Below are 15,678 nucleotides of genomic sequence, written 5' to 3' on the forward strand. Positions count from 1 at the left end.
CCATGAACGACCTGCTCGATCTCGCCACGTTCCGCTCCGGCCGGTTCGCGCCGGTGCTCCCCGAAGACAGCCAGGTCAACCCCGGCTGCTACGGGGCCGAACTGGCCTACTGGCTCTGCCTCCGGCTCGCCGAGCGCGGCGTCGTCACGAGCTATCCCGACGCCGAGGATTGGGGCTGGATGCTTGGCTATGCGACGGACGCGGGCGACGAGTTCGCCCTGCTCTGCGGCAACGTGGACGGGGTGAACGACGCGTGGGTGCTCGCGCTCCGGCGTTTCGGCCGCAAGCTGTTCGGCCGCGACAAGCCGCCGTTCGCCCACGCCGAGCCGCTGATTCTCGCGTTGCGCGCCGTGCTCGACGCGGAGGAGACGATCACTGCGCTCGAATGGCAGATCCCGACGGCCTCGTGACGGGCATTCCGGCTCACACCAGGAGGACGAGCAGGAGTTGGGCGAAGAGGATCTTGGCGATCGTGGCGATCGGGAAGACCGTCGCGTAGCCGATGTTCGGCAGCTCGTTCCGGCTCTGGTCGAGGGCGTAGCTGAGCACGGCGGGCTGGGTGTGGAGCCCGGCCAGCATCCCCACCAGCAGGCCCATCGGGATGCGGAACAGCTTGTAGCCGAGCCACAGCATGAGCAGGGCGGTCGTACACGTGATGACGGCGCCCGCCGCGAAGACGGCGAGGCCGCCGCCCTGCGAGAGCGTCGAGAAGAACGCGTAGCCCGCGCGCGTCCCGACCCCGGCGAAGAAGAGCACGAGCCCGAGCTGCCGCAGTAAGAGGTTGGCGCTGTACGGGAGATACCACGCCAGCGGCCCCGTCCGCCCGAGCCGGCCGAGCACGAGCCCCGCGATGAGCGGGCCGCCCGCCAGCCCGAGCCGGAACGTGATCCCGCCCGGCAGCGGGAGGGGGATCATCCCGACAAGCAGGCCCGCGAGCAGCCCGAGGCTCAGCGTCAGCAGGTTCACCTCGCTCAGCGCCTTGTAGGAGTCGCCGAACTGCTTGCTGATGGCGGCCATGTCCTCCGGCCGCGCGACGACGCGGACGCGGTCGCCCGGCTCCAGCACGGTGTCGCCGTCGACGAGCCACTCGACGTCGCCGCGGCGGACGCGCGTGATGATGGCGTCGTAGGACTTCAGGACGCGGAGGCTCCGCACCGGCCGCCCCGTCACGCCGGATTTGGAGACGAAGATGCGGCGGAAGTCGTACTGGCTCCGGTCGGACTCGAGCCGCTCGCTCGCCGGCTCGCCGAGGTACGCGACGACGGGGCCGAAATCTTCCTCGGCCGCGACGACGCTGACGAGGTCGCCCACCCGCAACCGCGTGTCGGCCTCGACGAGCGCCTGCGCGCCGTCGCCGTGTTGGACGCGGCCGAAGCGGACGTCCCACCCCTCGCCCTCGACGAGGTCCTGCACGGTGCGGGCCGCCGCGTCCGGCCGCGTCACGCGGATCGAGTAGCTCTTCAGCGCCTGCCCCGACGGGCCTACGTCGTGGAGTGCCGCGGCCTCGGCGGCGTAGTCGACCTTCCACAGCCGCTGCGTGAAAAAGATGGCGGCGATCACCCCAACGACGCCAACGGGATACGCGATCGAATAGCCGATGACGGGCTCGTCGATCACCGCCTGCACAAGCTCCGGCGGCAGCGTCGCACGGACGTACTCCAGCAGGCCGGCGAGCGCAGGCGTGTTCGTCAAGCTCCCCGCGTAGAGCCCCGCCGCGACGGCCGCCTCCAAATCGAGCACGTACCACGCCGCGATCGTCAGCCCGAATGCGAGCGTGAGGACGCCGAGGACGAGGAGGTTGTCGCGCAGCCCCTTCCGCCGAAACGAGGCGAAGAAGCCGGGCCCGCTGCTCAGCCCGACGGCGTAGACGAAGAGGACGAGGCCGAGGAGCGTCGTGAACTCGGGCAGCTTCAGCGCGGGGTCGAGCGCGCCCACGGCGAGCCCGGCGAAGAGCACGCCCGCCACGCCGAGGCTGCTGCCCTTGACCTTCACCTGGCCGATCAGATACCCGAACGCGGCCACGACCACGAGCAGGAGCAACTGGTTGTCGATGAGCAGTTGCAGCATGGCGGCGGGGCAGGGAAAGGGAGGAGACGGCAAGGTAGAAGTGCGGCCCGTGGCGTGCGCTCCGGGGCGCGTGCAGAAGTGGAGGAAAACGAGCGGCCTCGCCTTGCCTCGCCCCGGCTGGCCCGCTACTTTGCGGCCCCTCTTCCCCAATCCCGTCGCCCATGTCCGATCCCCTCGCCCGCTGGCACCGCGTCGTCGCGAGCCAAGACCCTCGGTGGATCGCTCCCCTGCTCGCCGATGAGGTCGTGTTCCACTCGCCCGTCGTGCACACGCCGCAGGTCGGCCGGGCGATCACGGCGATGTATCTCACGGGGGCCCTCCACGTGTTCTCCGCCGGCTCGTTCCGCTACGTCCGCGAGATCATCGGCGAGCGGGACGCCGCGCTGGAGTTCGAGGTCGAGATCGACGGCATCCACATCAACGGCATCGACCTCATCACGTGGGACGCCGACGGGCAGATCGTCGATTTCAAGGTGATGATCCGCCCGCTGAAGGCCGTCAACCTCATCCACGAGAAGATGGCGGCGCTGCTGCGCGCGAGACAATGACTCGCCTTCTCCGCTCGCTCCGTCTGTCGCCCGTCCTCGCCCTCCTGCTCTGCGCGGGCTGCGTCCCCACGGGGCAAGTCGAGCGGGGGCTCGAACGCGAACTGCCGAAGCTCCTCGGCCCGGCCGACCGCTACGACGTAGAGATCGACGGGCTGCGGGCGCGTTCGGGCGAGGCCGAGCACGTCACCGTCGTCGGCGAGCGGGTGCGGGCTGAGGGCGCGCCCGTCGTGGACCGACTCGAACTCGACCTGCGCGGCGTGGTCTATGACCGGGACGAGGAGCGGCTGGAGCGCGTCGACAGCGCCCACGCGACGGCGCGGATTACGGCTCTGGATCTCGCCGACTTTCTGGAGACGCAGCGCAACGTGCGCGATGCCGAGATCACGTTTCGCGCGCCCGACGAGGCGACGATCCGCGTCCGGCCCGAGTTCGGCGGCGTGGCGCTTCCGCGCGGCGTCGCGGCTGTGGTGACAGGACGACTCGAAATTGTCGACGGCCGGGTGTATTTCGCCGTGGAAGAGGTGAAAGCGGCCGGATTCGACCTCGGCGCGGCCGTGGCGCGGCGGCTCTCCGAGTCCATCAACCCGCTCGTCGACCTGACCGATATGGCGGCGGGCCTGCGGGTCACCGACGTCCGCGTCGAAGACGGTGTCGTCCGGCTCGATGCGGCGGGCGACATCACCGGGCTGCGGCTGCGGAAAGACGATTCGTAATTCCAAAAACCCCGAACACGATGATGGACACGCTCCGGCTCGGCGACGACATCGAAGCCTCGCGCATCGCCTACGGCTGCATGACGCTCGGCGGGCTGGACCGGCAGGCAGACGCCGACGCCGCTGTCGGCGCGGCACTCGACGGCGGCATCACGCTCTTCGACCACGCCGATATCTACGGGCGCGGCCGGTCCGAAGAGGTGTTCGGCCGCGTCCTCGCCGACCGCCCCGGCCTCCGCGATCGCATCGTGCTCCAGTCGAAGTGCGGCATCCGCTTCGCCGACGACCCGGCGGGCGCACCCGCGCGGTACGACCTCAGCTACGATCACATCGTCAGCTCCGTCGAGGGGAGCCTCCGGCGGCTCGGCACCGACCGGCTCGACGTGTTCCTGCTCCACCGGCCGGACCCGCTCATGGATCCGGCCGAGGTGGCGCGCGCCTTCGCCGACCTCCACGCCGCCGGGAAAGTCCGCGCGTTCGGCGTCAGCAACTGCTCCGTCGCCCAAGTGGATCTCCTGCAGGCCGCGCTCGACCGGCCACTCGTGGCGAACCAAGTCCAGCTCAGCCTGCTCCACCTCGGGCCGATCGACGCCGGGGTCGAGGTCAACCGGCCCGGCGGGGCGACGCACGCGGCGGGGCTCGTGGAATCGTGCTGGCAGCGCGGCCTCCGCGTCCAGGCCTGGGCGCCGACGGCGGGCGGCGCGCTCTCGCGAGCGGAGCCGGACCCGGCGCACCGCGCCCTCGCCGAGCACGTCCGCGCCGTCGCCGACCGCTTCGGGGCGTCGCCCCTCGCCGTCGTCATCGCGTGGCTGCTCCGGCACCCGGCCGGGATTCAGCCTGTCGTCGGCACGACGAACCCGGACCGGATCGCGGCGGCGTGCGCGGCCACCGAGGTCACGCTCTCGCGAGACGACTGGTACGGGTTGTTCATCGCTGCGCGCGGACGGCCGCTCCCCTGAGGAGATCGTCTGTGAAGTCTGAGAAGGAGCCCCCCTCCTGGTCAGGAGGGGACAGGGGTGGTCGAAAAAGGGGTGATGCCACGCCGGGTCTACCCCCTCCCCCTCCGGGACACGTCCCTCCGGGGACTCCCCCTGTCCAGGGGGAGGACTCCCAATAAGCCTCCGTACACCTTCGCAGGCATACTCTGAAACCGCCGCGCATACGAACGAAATCCGGCTTTCGCTGCGTTGATCGGTCGTAAATTCAAGCCCCCATCGCACGCCGCCGCCATGTCCCTCGATCTCTCCGCCGCGCTCCGCCGCCACCTCCTCCAGCGCTTTCCCCCCACCCGCGACTACCCCCGCGCCGCCCTCCGCGCCGCCGGGATGCCCCCGCTCATCGGCGGCTTCCTCGACCGGACGCTCGACCGCTGGGTCGAGATCGAGCGGGCGCAGATCCACTCCGACTGGTTCGACTTCGCGATCGCCGACGTGGCCGAGGCCGAGGAGCGCTTCTTCGGCGCGCTCTCCCGCACCGCCCGCGTCCCGGCCGCGGCGTGGAAAGGCACGCTCGGCGGCACCGTCGACCTCGTCGTGCGCTACCTCACGACGCCGGCCCGCGCCCTCACCGACGCCATCTTCGAAGGCTCGGCCGACCCGCTGCCCGCCGACGCCGTCCGCGCCCGGCTCCCGATGTTCGACGCGTATCCCTACTTCGCCGACATCGGCGGGGCGTACCTCGAACGGAAGCGGACGGAGACGCTCGAACCCCCGGACCTCTTCGGCCTCCTCGACCGGATCGACCGGCGCTTCGTGAGCGAGTTCGGCCCCGACGAATGGGTCGACCTCCTCGCCCCGCTCTTCGCCCTCGCCCGGCAGGTGCCCGAGTTCGACGGCGTGCCTGCGTCCTTGCTCAAGCGGTTCTTCGAGATGAAGGGTGAGCCCGACCTCGCGATGCCGCTCGGCAAGCTCGCCGGCACGGCGCTCGACGAGGCCGCGCTCCACGCCCTCATCGCCGACGTACTCGACGAAGACCCCGTCGGCGTCGCCCCGGTCCGTACGAACGGCCACGCCCATGCCTCGGCCCCCGCTCCCGAGCCCGCTGCCGAGGAGGCAGAGGAGATCGACGACGAGCCGCTAGCGGCCGACGCGGAGGAAACGGTCGGTGAAGGGCAGGCAGAAGCCGACGAGCCCGATGCCGACGAAGTGGAAGCCGTCGAGATGAAGTCGGAGGTGCCCGAGTCGGACGAGCTAGAGTTGGAGGAGCTAGAATTGGACGAGCCGGAAGCGAGCGACGAAGCGCTCGGAGTAGCGAGCGAGGATTTAGAGCCCGAGCCCGAGGCCTACCTCGTCGAGCCCGACCTTTCCGAGCCCGACCTCCACGCGCCCGACCTCACCGAACCGGAGCTGTCGCTTGCGGACGCGGACGACGAGGCGCCCGTCGCCGACGAGCGTCTCGCCGATGAGGGCGCGGCCGAAGCGGAGGTCGAAGACGCCGTCCCCCTCTGGCAGCGCTTCGCCGCGAGCGGCGACGCGAACGTCAACGCCCAGTTCAGCGACGATCTCGCCGAGGCCCCGGCCGATGTGGACGAGCCCGAAGCGGAACCCGACGCCGCTCCGCTGTGGAAACGGTTCTTCGGCCGCCCCGACGAGCGGCCGGCCGCGCCCCCGCTGCCGGCCCGTTCCGACTCCGTATCGCCCGATCTCGTGCCGCAGGAACCTGCTCGGCCCGAGCGCCCGGCTCGCGCGTCGTCGCTGGAGGAGCTGGAGCGGCGCGTGCTCGGCGCTTCCACGTCCGGGCAGCGCACGCGCTTCGTCAAGCACCTCTTCGCCGGGGACGCCGGGAAATACGCCACCGTCCTCCACACCCTCGACGATGTCGATACGTGGACGGAGGCGTCGCAGGTCATCGCCCGCGACGTGTTCCGCCCGTTCCGCGTCAACATCTACAGCGAGCACGCCGTCGCCTTCACCGACGCCGTCGAAGCGCGGTTCAGGGCCTAGCCTACAGCGCGGTTCGGTAGCCCTTCGTTACACTCCGCGACGCGCCCCATCGCTCTCGTCATTCCAACACCCCGATCCATGTCGCACGACCTCATCGAAGACCTGCATCAGCGCCGCGCCGAGGCCCAACTCGGCGGCGGCGAGGCCCGCATCGCAAAGCAGCACGAGAAGGGGAAGCTCACCGCCCGCGAGCGGCTCGACCTCCTCCTCGACCCCGGCTCATTCCAAGAGCTCGGCGCGTTCGTCCGCCACCGCCGCACCGACTTCGGGCTGGAGAACAACCGGCCCTACGGCGACGGCGTCGTGACGGGGTGGGGGACGGTCAACGGACGGCTCGTCTACGTCTTCAGCCAGGACTTCACCGTCTTCGGCGGCTCGCTCGCCGAGGCCCACGCCGAAAAAATCCAGAAGGTGATGGAGCTCGCGCTCGAGAACGGCGCGCCCATCATCGGGCTCAACGACAGCGGCGGCGCGCGCATCCAAGAAGGCGTCGACTCGCTCGGCGGCTACGCTGACATCTTCCTCCTCAACACGCTCGCGAGCGGCGTCGTCCCGCAGATCTCCGCGATTATGGGCCCCTGCGCGGGCGGCGCAGTCTACTCGCCCGCCATCACCGACTTCGTGTTCATGGTCGAGGGGACGAGCTACATGTTCGTCACCGGCCCGAACGTCGTCAAAACAGTGACGAACGAGGAGGTCACGCAGGAAGAGCTCGGCGGCGCGGCGGCGCACGCTGAGAAGAGCGGCGTCTGCCACGTCGTCGCCCGCAACGACGCCGACTGCCTGCTCCGCATCCGCGACCTCCTCGCCTACCTCCCGCAGAACTGTGAGGACGGCGCGCCCGACCGCCCCACCGACGATCCGGCGGACCGCGAGGACGAAGCGCTCGACACACTTGTCCCGGAGAACCCGAACAAGCCCTACGACATGCACGACGTGATCACGCGCATCGTCGACGAGGGCCGTTTCTACGAGATCCACAAAGACTACGCGCAGAACCTCATCGTTGGCTTCGCCCACCTCGGGGGCCGCTCGGTCGGGATCGTGGCGAACCAGCCGGCCGTGCTCGCGGGCGTGCTCGACCTCAACACGTCGATCAAAGGCGCGCGGTTCGTGCGGTTCTGCGACGCGTTCGGGATCCCGCTCGTCGTGTTCGAGGACGTGCCCGGCTTCCTTCCGGGGACCGACCAGGAGTGGCGCGGGGTGATCCGCCACGGGGCTAAGTTGCTCTACGCGTTCTGCGAAGCCACCGTCCCCAAAGTCACCGTCATCACGCGGAAGGCCTACGGCGGGGCCTACGACGTGATGAACTCGAAGCACATCCGGGGCGACCTCAACGTCGCGTGGCCGACGGCCGAGATCGCCGTGATGGGGCCGAAAGGGGCCGTCGAGATCATTTACCGCAACCAGATCGCCGAGGCCGACGACCCGGCCGAGGCCGAGGCCCGCTTCACGGAGGAGTACCGCGAGAAGTTCGCCAACCCCTATGTCGCCGCCGGGCGCGGCTTCATCGATGACGTAATCGAGCCTAGAATGACACGAAAAACGTTGATTCGGGCGCTTAATATGCTCCGTAACAAAGTCGATACCAACCCGCGCAAGAAGCACGGAAACATTCCGTTGTAACGTGCCCGGGAGGTGGATGGGGAATACCCTGAGCCCTCTGTAACGGCGGCTCAGAGAAAAACTATAACTTTCTACGTGGGTGGACTTGAGCCGCCTCGCTTCAAGTTATAGTTTAAGGGGGTCGCTCCCGCACCCCCTTTTCCCACAGCCTTATGCCGCGCTCGATCCTCCTCCTCGCCCTGGTCTGCCTCCTGCCTCAGCTCGCGCTCGCGCAGAGTCCGGCAGACGACGCGAAGCTCTCGGCCCGCCCCGCCGAACTCCTCCCGCCGACCCCGGCCGGGCAATGGATCGAGGACAACCTCACCGAGAACGGCGCCCTCGTCGACGGCGACTCCCTCTCGGCACCGGATCTGGCCCGCCGCGTGGCCCGGCTCTACGCCAACCAGTCCGAGATGCTCGTCGCTGAGGTGGAGGGCGACATCGACCGCTACGAGGACCTCCTCGACGCGACGATGCGGGACCTCCGCCAGCTCGCCCAGCGGCCCGGCGTGCTCGAGCAGCCGCGCTTTCGCGAGCTCTACCGCTCCGTGATGACGGAGCACGAGCAGTACTACGGCCCCGACACCGACCTCGCGCTCGAGCGCGGCGACATCTTCGCGATCCGCGCCGCCATGTTCGCCGCACTCGACAGCGTCGACGAGCCGCTCCTCGAAGACGTCGAGCTCCCGACCTCGGTGATGGCGACGTTCCCGATGGAGATCAACCGCGCCGTCGAGAGCCACATCCAGTTCCTCCTCCGCAAGACGGGCCACCTCCGCGCCGTCCGCAGCCGGGCCGAGACGTACTTCCCGATGATCGAGCAGATCCTCGCCGAAGAGGGCGTGCCGGACGAGCTGAAGTACCTCGCCGTGATCGAGAGCGCGCTCAACCCCCGCGCCCACAGCTGGGCCGGCGCCTCGGGCATGTGGCAGTTCATCCCGGCGACGGGCCGCCACTCCGGCCTCACCGTCACGCGGGAGTACGACGAGCGGCTGAACCCGGAGAAGGCCACGCGCGCCGCCGCCCGCCACCTCAAAGAGCTCTACGCCATGTTCGGCGACTGGCAGCTCGCCATCTCGGGCTACAACTGCAACCCGGCCAAGATCCGCCGCGAGCTGGCCCGCGCCGAAGCCCGCCTCGGCCGGAAGGCGACGTTCTGGGACATCTACAACAACATCCCGCGCGAGACGCGCGGCTACGTCCCGGCCTTCATCGCGACGGCCCTGATCATGTCGAACCCGGACGCGTTCCACCTCCCGGACGTCGAGGCCGGCCCGCGCTACGAGTTCGACCTCGTCCCCGTCCGCGGCGGCACGACGCTCGCGACCGTCGCCGAGCACGCCGGGACCGACCTCCGCACGCTGCAGGCGCTGAACCCGGCGTACCGCCGCTCCCTCGTCCCGCAGTCCGCCGGCACGCAGATGGTCCGCATCCCCGCCGGCCACTACACCCGCCACGCGAGCCGCGTCGACCGCCTCGCGGGCCGCTCGAACACCACGGCGCCGCGCACCGTCGCCTACCACGGCAGCAACCGCCGCATCATCGCCTTCGCCTCGGCGCAGGACAACGCCCGGCTCAGCGCGTCCGGCCCGTCGGCCCCGATGATCCCCGTCAGCGAGGTGGCCGCGAACGTGCGCGGCGACCGCTCCGCCACGCCGAGCCGCTCTACGGCCTCCACGCGGTCGGCGGCCCCGACGACGCAGCGCATCCGCTACCGCGTCCGGCGCGGCGACACGCTCACCAAAATCGCCCGCCGCTACGACGTCACGCTGAGCCAACTCCGCGACTGGAACAGCATCCGGGGGTCGAAAATCCGCATCGGCCAGCAGCTGACGATCCACCAGCCCCGCAGCACGCGCGGCTAAGCACGACGGTCAGGGGAGAGGTAAACACGGCGCGGGCGCTCTCGACGGAGCGCCCGCGCTTTCTCGTGCTAAGTCGACGGACTCAGCGGACGAGGAGCACTTTCGTCGCCTGCCGCTGCCCGTCCGCGTCGAGCACGACGAAGTAGACGCCCGTCGCGAGGCGCGAGCCGTCGAGCGTCGCCCGGTGCGGACCGGCGGCCACGTCACCGTCGACGAGCGTCGCTACCCGCCGTCCGAGCACGTCGAAGACGGAGAGCCGGACCGAGCCCGCGCGCTCGACCTCGAACGGCACCGTCGCCGTCGCGGCGAACGGGTTGGGGAACGCGGACCCGAGCCGGAACGCCTGCGGGGCCGCCGGCGCGTCGCCCTCGGCGTCGACGAAGAGCCGGTCGTTCGAGACGAAACGGATCGTGGTGCCGGGGGGCGGCGTGGTGCCGTCGCCGGCGAGGTCGGCGAGGACGATCCCTTCGAGCCCGCCAACCGGGGCGACGATGCGGTTGCTGTTGCCCCGGTAGCAGAAGTCGGCGTAGAAGTTCTGGCTGCGGCAGTCGCTCCCGTCAGCCGGGTTCGGGTCGATCTGCTCGTCGCCGTCGGTCGCGGGGTCGTAGGTCGCGCCCGGCCCGCCGAAGCCATTCGCGGCGGCTTCGAAGAGGGCGTAGCCGTTCGGGCGGTCCGGCATCAGTCCGAGCACGCGGTTCGTCACGGGGAGCATGAGGGTGTCCTCGCCTGCGATCACGTCTTGCTCGGCGGGGAACGTGTCGGCCCATTCCGCGACAGGCTCGGTGCCGGTGAGGGCACGGAGGAGCGGGATCATGCGGACGTCGTCGGCCGCGTCGTCGCTCTCGCGCAGGCCGCGCCGGACGTTCCACAGCTCGAAGGGCACGCTCGTGATGAGGTTCGCGTCGGCGAGCGGGAACCAGTACGTGCCGAGGCAGGCCCCGGGCGTGGCGCACGCTTCGGTGAAGCGGATCTCGAAGTCGTCGTCGTCGACCACCTCCACGTCGCGAAGGAGGTCGGCGAGGTCGTTGTCGGGGGTCGTGAGGACGTAATCGGAGGTGCTGTTCGGATCGCGCCAGACGGTGTTGCCGGGGGCGCGCTCGTCGGCGCAGCCGGGGTCGTCGGGCGCGTCGGCGCAGACGTCCGTGACGGCGGGGTGCGCGGTCTCGACGATCCGCTGGCCTGCCTCGCCGAAGTACTCCGGGGCGAACTGGTAGATCGTGTACGAGCGGGCCTCGGAGGGGAAGCTCTGCTCCAGCCCGGCGACAGCCTGCACGCGCCAGTAGTACGTCACGACTTCGTTCGGGGTGGGCGTCGTGGCTCCGGCTTGACCGCTGCCGTTGCCGTACCACGTCGTCCGGTCGGAGAAGTCGGGCTCGGTGGCGAAGTCGACGCGGTAATACTCTGCGCCCGGCACCTCCGTCCACTGCAGGTTCGCGTTGCCGACGATGAACGCGCCGTCCTCGGGCGCGAGCAGTTCCGGCGTGGCGAGTGTGCCGGGCGGGGCGGGTTCGAGCGGGCTCGGCGCGAAGAGGTCGCCTGCGTCGTAGCGCGCCTGCACGGCGTCGGAGATCGCTTGCAGCTCCGCGACGGAGTCGAGGTTGTCCTCGCCCTGCGCGAAGAGGAGCGCGAAGTCGAACGTGCGGGATTCGCCCGGCGCGAGCGTGAAGGCAGGCGAGGCGATCGTGTGGCGGCGGTCGCCTGGCGGATTGCTGTTCCCCTCGCTATTGATGTTCAGCTCGCTCCAAAAAGCTTCGGTGACAGGGTCGCCGGGGTAAGCCCATGTGAGGACAGGGCCGCCGCCGCCGTAACCATCGCCTCCCTCCGTCAGCGGCACTCCGTCCCGCCAGCGCGCATTCATTGAGAAGTAGATCTCTTCGCCGTTGTTCGGGTCCGAATTGGGAGTGCCGGGTGCGCTTATAAAGAACATCGACACCTCGCCTCCCGAAAGAAAGTCATAGCCGAACGCAGGTGGAGAATCCCCGTAGCCGCCGCTGAGCCCTCCATTGTCGTCGTTATCAGCGTTGTAGACGAACGCCATGCTCCGCGTCGAGTCACTCCCGACGTAGTCGTCGGCGGGGTCGCCGAGGTCGGAGTCCATGAAGAGCCCGAACCGCGCGGCTTCGAATGGCTGGCTGTTCCGGTTCACGACCTCGTAGCGGTAGAACGTGTGCTGGTCGAGCCCGGCCTCCAGCGACGTGAACGCCGTCACGCGGACTTCCAGCCCGATCGGCTCCGTCAGCGAGTTGCGGTGCTCGTTCCCCACGTCGTTCATCACCCAGAACGCCGTCTGATGTCCGTAGACCTCGGGCCGGTCGCCGCCCGCGAGGTTGTAGTTCCCCTCGACGCCGTCGCCGTCGATGACGGGCGCGCCGAGGTCGACGGGCCAGTTCAACAGATCGCCCGTCGCCTCGCCCGTCGCGTCGTACAGCGCGAGGTCGAAGGGGTCGACGAGCCAGAAGCGGTCGAAGGTGGAGCAGTCGTCGGGATTCGGGAGCGAGCCGTCCTCGTCGAGGGGGCCGGGCCAGAACTCGAAATCGTTGTACGTGGCCGCTGCCACGCGCACGTCGCCGCCGATGAGACCGCCGATCCAGATCCCGGCGGCGAAGACGGGCGATGTGCCTTCGTTTTTCGGGACGAGGTAGCCGTCACCGCTGACGGTGGTATTCCCGAAGAAGAGGCTGCCGGTGTTGAAAAGGCGGGCCAGGACGTCCGAGATCGCGAGGTCGAGTTCGGCCGAGCCGGTCTCGCAGGTGCCGGGCGTTTGCGCGAGGCCGGGCGCGGCGCAGAGGCCGCAGAGGACGAGGACGAGCGTAGCGAGGCGCATGACGAAGAGCGGTGAATGAGCAGGACCCTCAACGTAAAACCCCGCCCATTAGGAAGTAGTCCAATCTTCCGTGCCCAATCCGTCCGCTCTGCCCGTGACCCGTCGCCGCGCCGGAGCGTTCAGCGCGGCGACGGGCGAGCCGGGAGCCTCGGTCAAAATCGCCAGGTGACGGAGAGTCGAGCGGTGCGGGGGATGACCGGGTGGAAGTGCACGTCCTCGACACCGTCGGCCGATTCGCCCGGCAGCCGCGATGCGTAGAAGTAGCTGACGTCGGCATCGGCGGCGTCGGTGAGGTTGAGCACGTCGAGGGCTACGGCGACGCGGCGGAATCGGTAGGCGGCTTTCACGTTCAGCAGCGTCGTCGCCTCGGCTTCGATCCGTCCGTCGGCCGTGAGCGGGCGCGGGCCGAAGTGCCGAAGCTGCACGCTCCCGAGCCACCCCGTCGCCCGGCCGACGTAGACGCCGCCGCTGACGATGCGCCCGATCGAGTTCTCGATCTCCGTGCCTTCCCCGTCGTCTTCGGTGAAGCGGGACTCGGTGAGCGCCACGTCGAGCGTGAGGTCCAGCCAGTCCGTCACGTCGTAATGGTTGGTCCACTCGGCGCCGTAGTGCTCGCTCGCGCCGCTCGGCTCAGTGCCGCCGGCGTCGCCGACGAAGACGAGTTCGGACTCCAGTCCGATGGTCCAGAGCGCGAGCGTGGACTGGAGTCCCGAGATCGCCGCCGTCCGCACGCCGACTTCGGCGCCCCGCGTCCGCACGAGCGGATCGACCCGGTCCACCGCGTCCCCCGTCGCCGGATCGACGCGGATCGTCGTGCCGCGCGCGTCGTTGCTGTGGTAGCCGAGGCCGAGGTTGACATAGACCTCGGTGTCGCGCCACGGACCGAGGGCGAGGCTGGCCTTTGGGCTGGCGATAAACGCCGTCTCCACCCCGGAGTTGACCTCGCGGTCGCTCGCCACGTCGAACCGGAACACGTCGCCGCGCACGCCGAGCGTCGTGCGCAGCCAGCCGCTCCACCGGGTCTCGTTTTCGAGGTACGCGCCCACGCTCGTCTCGGCGACTTCGTCGTCGCGCACCGTGCCGATGCGCGCGCGGCTGCGGGTGTTGAACAGCCCGACGCCGAAGATCTGGTCGTGCCGCAGCGCCGCGCCGACGGTGTTCGTGTTTTGCTGGCCGAACCACCGTGAGAACCACGCGTGCGAGACGTTCGCCCCGGCGTAGAGCCGGCGGTCGGCCTGCTCGAACTGGTCGCCGTCGGTGGGGTTGTCGAGGAAGTAGGTGAAGTTGGAGAACAGGTTGAGGTGGTAGTACGCGGCGTAGGCATTCGCCCGCGTCCGCCCGCTCCCCGGCGTCGTCTGCTGCCACGCGCCGACGAGCGTGTAGCGGCCCGTCGTCCCGCCGTTGCTCGGGTCGAGCGTGCCGAGGCGCGAGACTTGGCCGCGTTCGACGGCGCGGCGGGCGATCTGATCGGTGGCGTCCCACACGTGGTGGTAGCCCATCGCCGCGAGGGAATAGCCGTCGGACGCCGTGCCGGCGGAGTACTTCACGACGCCGCTGACGAGGCCGCTGTTCTCCGGGTTGATCCACGGCCCGTCGTAGTAGCGGCCCCGCACGGCGAAGAGCAGATCACCGCCGCCGAGCGGAGACGAGTCGGCGATCAGGCCGCCGTAGTAATCGTCGATCCCGCTCTCGGCCTTCGCGATGCCCACGTCGAGCCGTCGCGCGAGCCGGATCTGCGCGCGTCCGGCCGTAGCGAAGTCGCCTGCCGCTACGTCCTGCGGCCCCTTCGCGAAGGCGACCTCCTCGATCAGCTCGGGAATCAGCCAGTTCAAGTCGAGGTAGCCCTGTCCGTGGGCGTGCGTCGGGAGGTTGATCGGCACGCCCTCGACGGAGGCGGCGAAGTCGGTGCCGTGGTCGAGGTTGAAGCCGCGGAGGAAGAACTGGTTGGCCTTGCCCGATCCGCTGTGCTGCGTCACGATCATCCCCGGCACGGTCTCCAGCACTTCGCCGACACGGAGCAGGGGCCGCGCCGCGAGTTGCGCCTGCCCGACGCGCCCTTCCGACGCCGCCCCGGCGGTGCCAACGAGGTTCGCCGCCCGGCCTTCGACGACGACCTCGCGGAGACTCGTGCTGCGCGGGGTCAGGGCCAGGCTCGCGCGCGTGGCTTCACCGGGCCGTACCGCGACGGACTGCGCAACGGTCTCGTACCCGATGAAGCTGGCCTGGAGCACGTACGTGCCCGGAGCGACGCCGAGGAGTTCGAACCGCCCGTCCGGTCCGGTGACGGTGCCGCGCTCCGTCGGCAGCAGCGCGACGTTGACGCCTGGAAGCGGCGATCCATCGTCGGCGTCGCGGACGGTGCCTTCCACCGCGCCGGTGGGTTGGGCGTGAGTGAGAGGGGCGATGCCGACGAACAGCATCCAAAGGAAAAGTGGAGGTAGGGTCTTCATGGGGATTCTCTTCTCGCGTAGTCAGAGGGGGCAGGCCGCTCGCGGAGCGCGCCGCGTGGACGCACCGATTCCGCATCACGGACCGATCTGGGCGTGCGGTGCCGACATGCACCGCGCGACCACGGCCTCGGCGTGCCCGGACGGAGGGGTCCGAGGGCAGCCGAAACCGGGCTGAGGTCAGGCACGCCGCGTCCGCGGCCGAGACGGCGTCTCGTGATTCGGCGTGCGGCGGGGTGGTGTCAGCTCAGTGCGCGAGGAGGCAGCACTTCGACGGGAGGTGCCGTGGAGAAAAGGGCCGCCGTGGGACGGACGTCGTCCCGGTCCCGGACTGGAAGTGGGGGAAGTGCCGCGCCCGAGAACAGGCAGTGTTTGTCGAGCGAGACCGTCAGCACGGCCGGAGCGTCCGGGTCGGCGTCGCGGTCGCGCTCGTGGGTGTGTGTGCGGCCGTCGTGCTCGTGCGGTGCGTCACCGTGCGCATGGTTGCCGTGCGCGTGTCCGGAGCCGGGGTGTGCATGCGGAGACGCCGCGTACGCGGCAACCGACTCGGCCTCGTGGCGCTCGGTCACGAGGTGCACGAGCAGGCTCCACCCATGCCCGGCGGACGAGCCCGCGAGCACGAGCGCGTACCCGACGAGTACGAGCACGGCGAGTGCGCGCTGCACGG

Annotated in this window: 11 protein-coding genes; 7 read left to right on the top strand and 4 right to left on the bottom strand. The window is 69.8% G+C overall.

Translation table 11 applies throughout. The features are described from left to right. Window positions 1–2: 2 nt before the first annotated feature. Window positions 3–410 carry a hypothetical protein gene (locus ABJF88_10330; protein MEP0547317.1) on the top strand — a complete coding sequence of 136 codons (408 nt, stop codon included), beginning with the start codon at window positions 3–5 and terminating at the stop codon, window positions 408–410. Window positions 411–423: 13 nt separating this feature from the next. Here ABJF88_10330 and ABJF88_10335 read toward each other — a convergent pair whose 3' ends face one another. Continuing rightward, window positions 424–2,067 (bottom strand): aspartate:alanine exchanger family transporter, encoded by a 1,644-nt coding sequence (locus tag ABJF88_10335; GenBank protein ID MEP0547318.1) that lies wholly within the window; start codon window positions 2,065–2,067, stop codon window positions 424–426. 161 nt (window positions 2,068–2,228) lie between these two features. Between ABJF88_10335 and ABJF88_10340 the strand changes: the two genes are divergently transcribed. From ABJF88_10340 to ABJF88_10365, 6 genes are all read left to right on the top strand, one after another. Next, a complete protein-coding gene (locus ABJF88_10340) occupies window positions 2,229–2,615 on the top strand; it encodes a nuclear transport factor 2 family protein (protein MEP0547319.1) in 387 nt (128 codons plus the stop codon). Continuing rightward, complete coding sequence (locus tag ABJF88_10345) at window positions 2,612–3,328, top strand: DUF2993 domain-containing protein (GenBank protein ID MEP0547320.1); 717 nt, start codon at window positions 2,612–2,614, stop codon at window positions 3,326–3,328. Before ABJF88_10340 ends, ABJF88_10345 begins: the two co-directional genes overlap by 4 nt. A gap of 20 nt (window positions 3,329–3,348) precedes the next feature. Next, on the top strand, window positions 3,349–4,287 hold the full coding sequence (locus ABJF88_10350) for an aldo/keto reductase (GenBank protein ID MEP0547321.1): 939 nt from the start codon (window positions 3,349–3,351) through the stop codon (window positions 4,285–4,287). A gap of 270 nt (window positions 4,288–4,557) precedes the next feature. Further along, a complete protein-coding gene (locus ABJF88_10355) occupies window positions 4,558–6,270 on the top strand; it encodes a hypothetical protein (protein MEP0547322.1) in 1,713 nt (570 codons plus the stop codon). 78 nt (window positions 6,271–6,348) lie between these two features. After that, window positions 6,349–7,896, top strand: coding sequence for an acyl-CoA carboxylase subunit beta (locus ABJF88_10360; protein MEP0547323.1), 1,548 nt, complete (start codon window positions 6,349–6,351; stop codon window positions 7,894–7,896). A gap of 152 nt (window positions 7,897–8,048) precedes the next feature. Beyond that, a complete protein-coding gene (locus tag ABJF88_10365; protein MEP0547324.1) occupies window positions 8,049–9,740 on the top strand; it encodes a transglycosylase SLT domain-containing protein in 1,692 nt (563 codons plus the stop codon). Window positions 9,741–9,822: 82 nt separating this feature from the next. On the opposite strand, the gene ABJF88_10370 is transcribed toward ABJF88_10365, so the two are convergent. The 3 genes from ABJF88_10370 to ABJF88_10380 form a co-directional block, all read right to left on the bottom strand. Further along, window positions 9,823–12,564: a T9SS type A sorting domain-containing protein gene (locus ABJF88_10370; protein ID MEP0547325.1), complete on the bottom strand. Its 2,742-nt coding sequence runs from the start codon at window positions 12,562–12,564 to the stop codon at window positions 9,823–9,825. 152 nt (window positions 12,565–12,716) lie between these two features. Next, entirely contained in the window at window positions 12,717–15,014 is a 2,298-nt protein-coding gene (locus tag ABJF88_10375) for a TonB-dependent receptor (GenBank protein MEP0547326.1), read from the bottom strand. Window positions 15,015–15,253: 239 nt separating this feature from the next. Beyond that, window positions 15,254–15,676, bottom strand: a complete 423-nt coding sequence (locus tag ABJF88_10380) for a hypothetical protein (protein ID MEP0547327.1) — start codon at window positions 15,674–15,676, stop codon at window positions 15,254–15,256. Between the last annotated feature and the right edge of the window lie 2 nt (window positions 15,677–15,678).

This window comes from Rhodothermales bacterium (assembly GCA_039944855.1).
Classification (GTDB): Bacteria; Bacteroidota; Rhodothermia; order Rhodothermales; family JANQRZ01; genus JBBSMX01.

Excerpts from the sequence above, each read along its gene's own strand:
- ABJF88_10375 (MEP0547326.1), bottom strand. The coding sequence starts at position 15,014 with ATGAAGACCCTACCTCCACTTTTCCTTTGGATGCTGTTCGTCGGCATC.
- ABJF88_10335 (MEP0547318.1), bottom strand. The coding sequence starts at position 2,067 with ATGCTGCAACTGCTCATCGACAACCAGTTGCTCCTGCTCGTGGTCGTG.
- ABJF88_10340 (MEP0547319.1), top strand. The coding sequence starts at position 2,229 with ATGTCCGATCCCCTCGCCCGCTGGCACCGCGTCGTCGCGAGCCAAGAC.
- ABJF88_10360 (MEP0547323.1), top strand. The coding sequence starts at position 6,349 with ATGTCGCACGACCTCATCGAAGACCTGCATCAGCGCCGCGCCGAGGCC.
- ABJF88_10355 (MEP0547322.1), top strand. The coding sequence starts at position 4,558 with ATGTCCCTCGATCTCTCCGCCGCGCTCCGCCGCCACCTCCTCCAGCGC.
- ABJF88_10350 (MEP0547321.1), top strand. The coding sequence starts at position 3,349 with ATGATGGACACGCTCCGGCTCGGCGACGACATCGAAGCCTCGCGCATC.
- ABJF88_10330 (MEP0547317.1), top strand. The coding sequence starts at position 3 with ATGAACGACCTGCTCGATCTCGCCACGTTCCGCTCCGGCCGGTTCGCG.
- ABJF88_10345 (MEP0547320.1), top strand. The coding sequence starts at position 2,612 with ATGACTCGCCTTCTCCGCTCGCTCCGTCTGTCGCCCGTCCTCGCCCTC.
- ABJF88_10365 (MEP0547324.1), top strand. The coding sequence starts at position 8,049 with ATGCCGCGCTCGATCCTCCTCCTCGCCCTGGTCTGCCTCCTGCCTCAG.
- ABJF88_10370 (MEP0547325.1), bottom strand. The coding sequence starts at position 12,564 with ATGCGCCTCGCTACGCTCGTCCTCGTCCTCTGCGGCCTCTGCGCCGCG.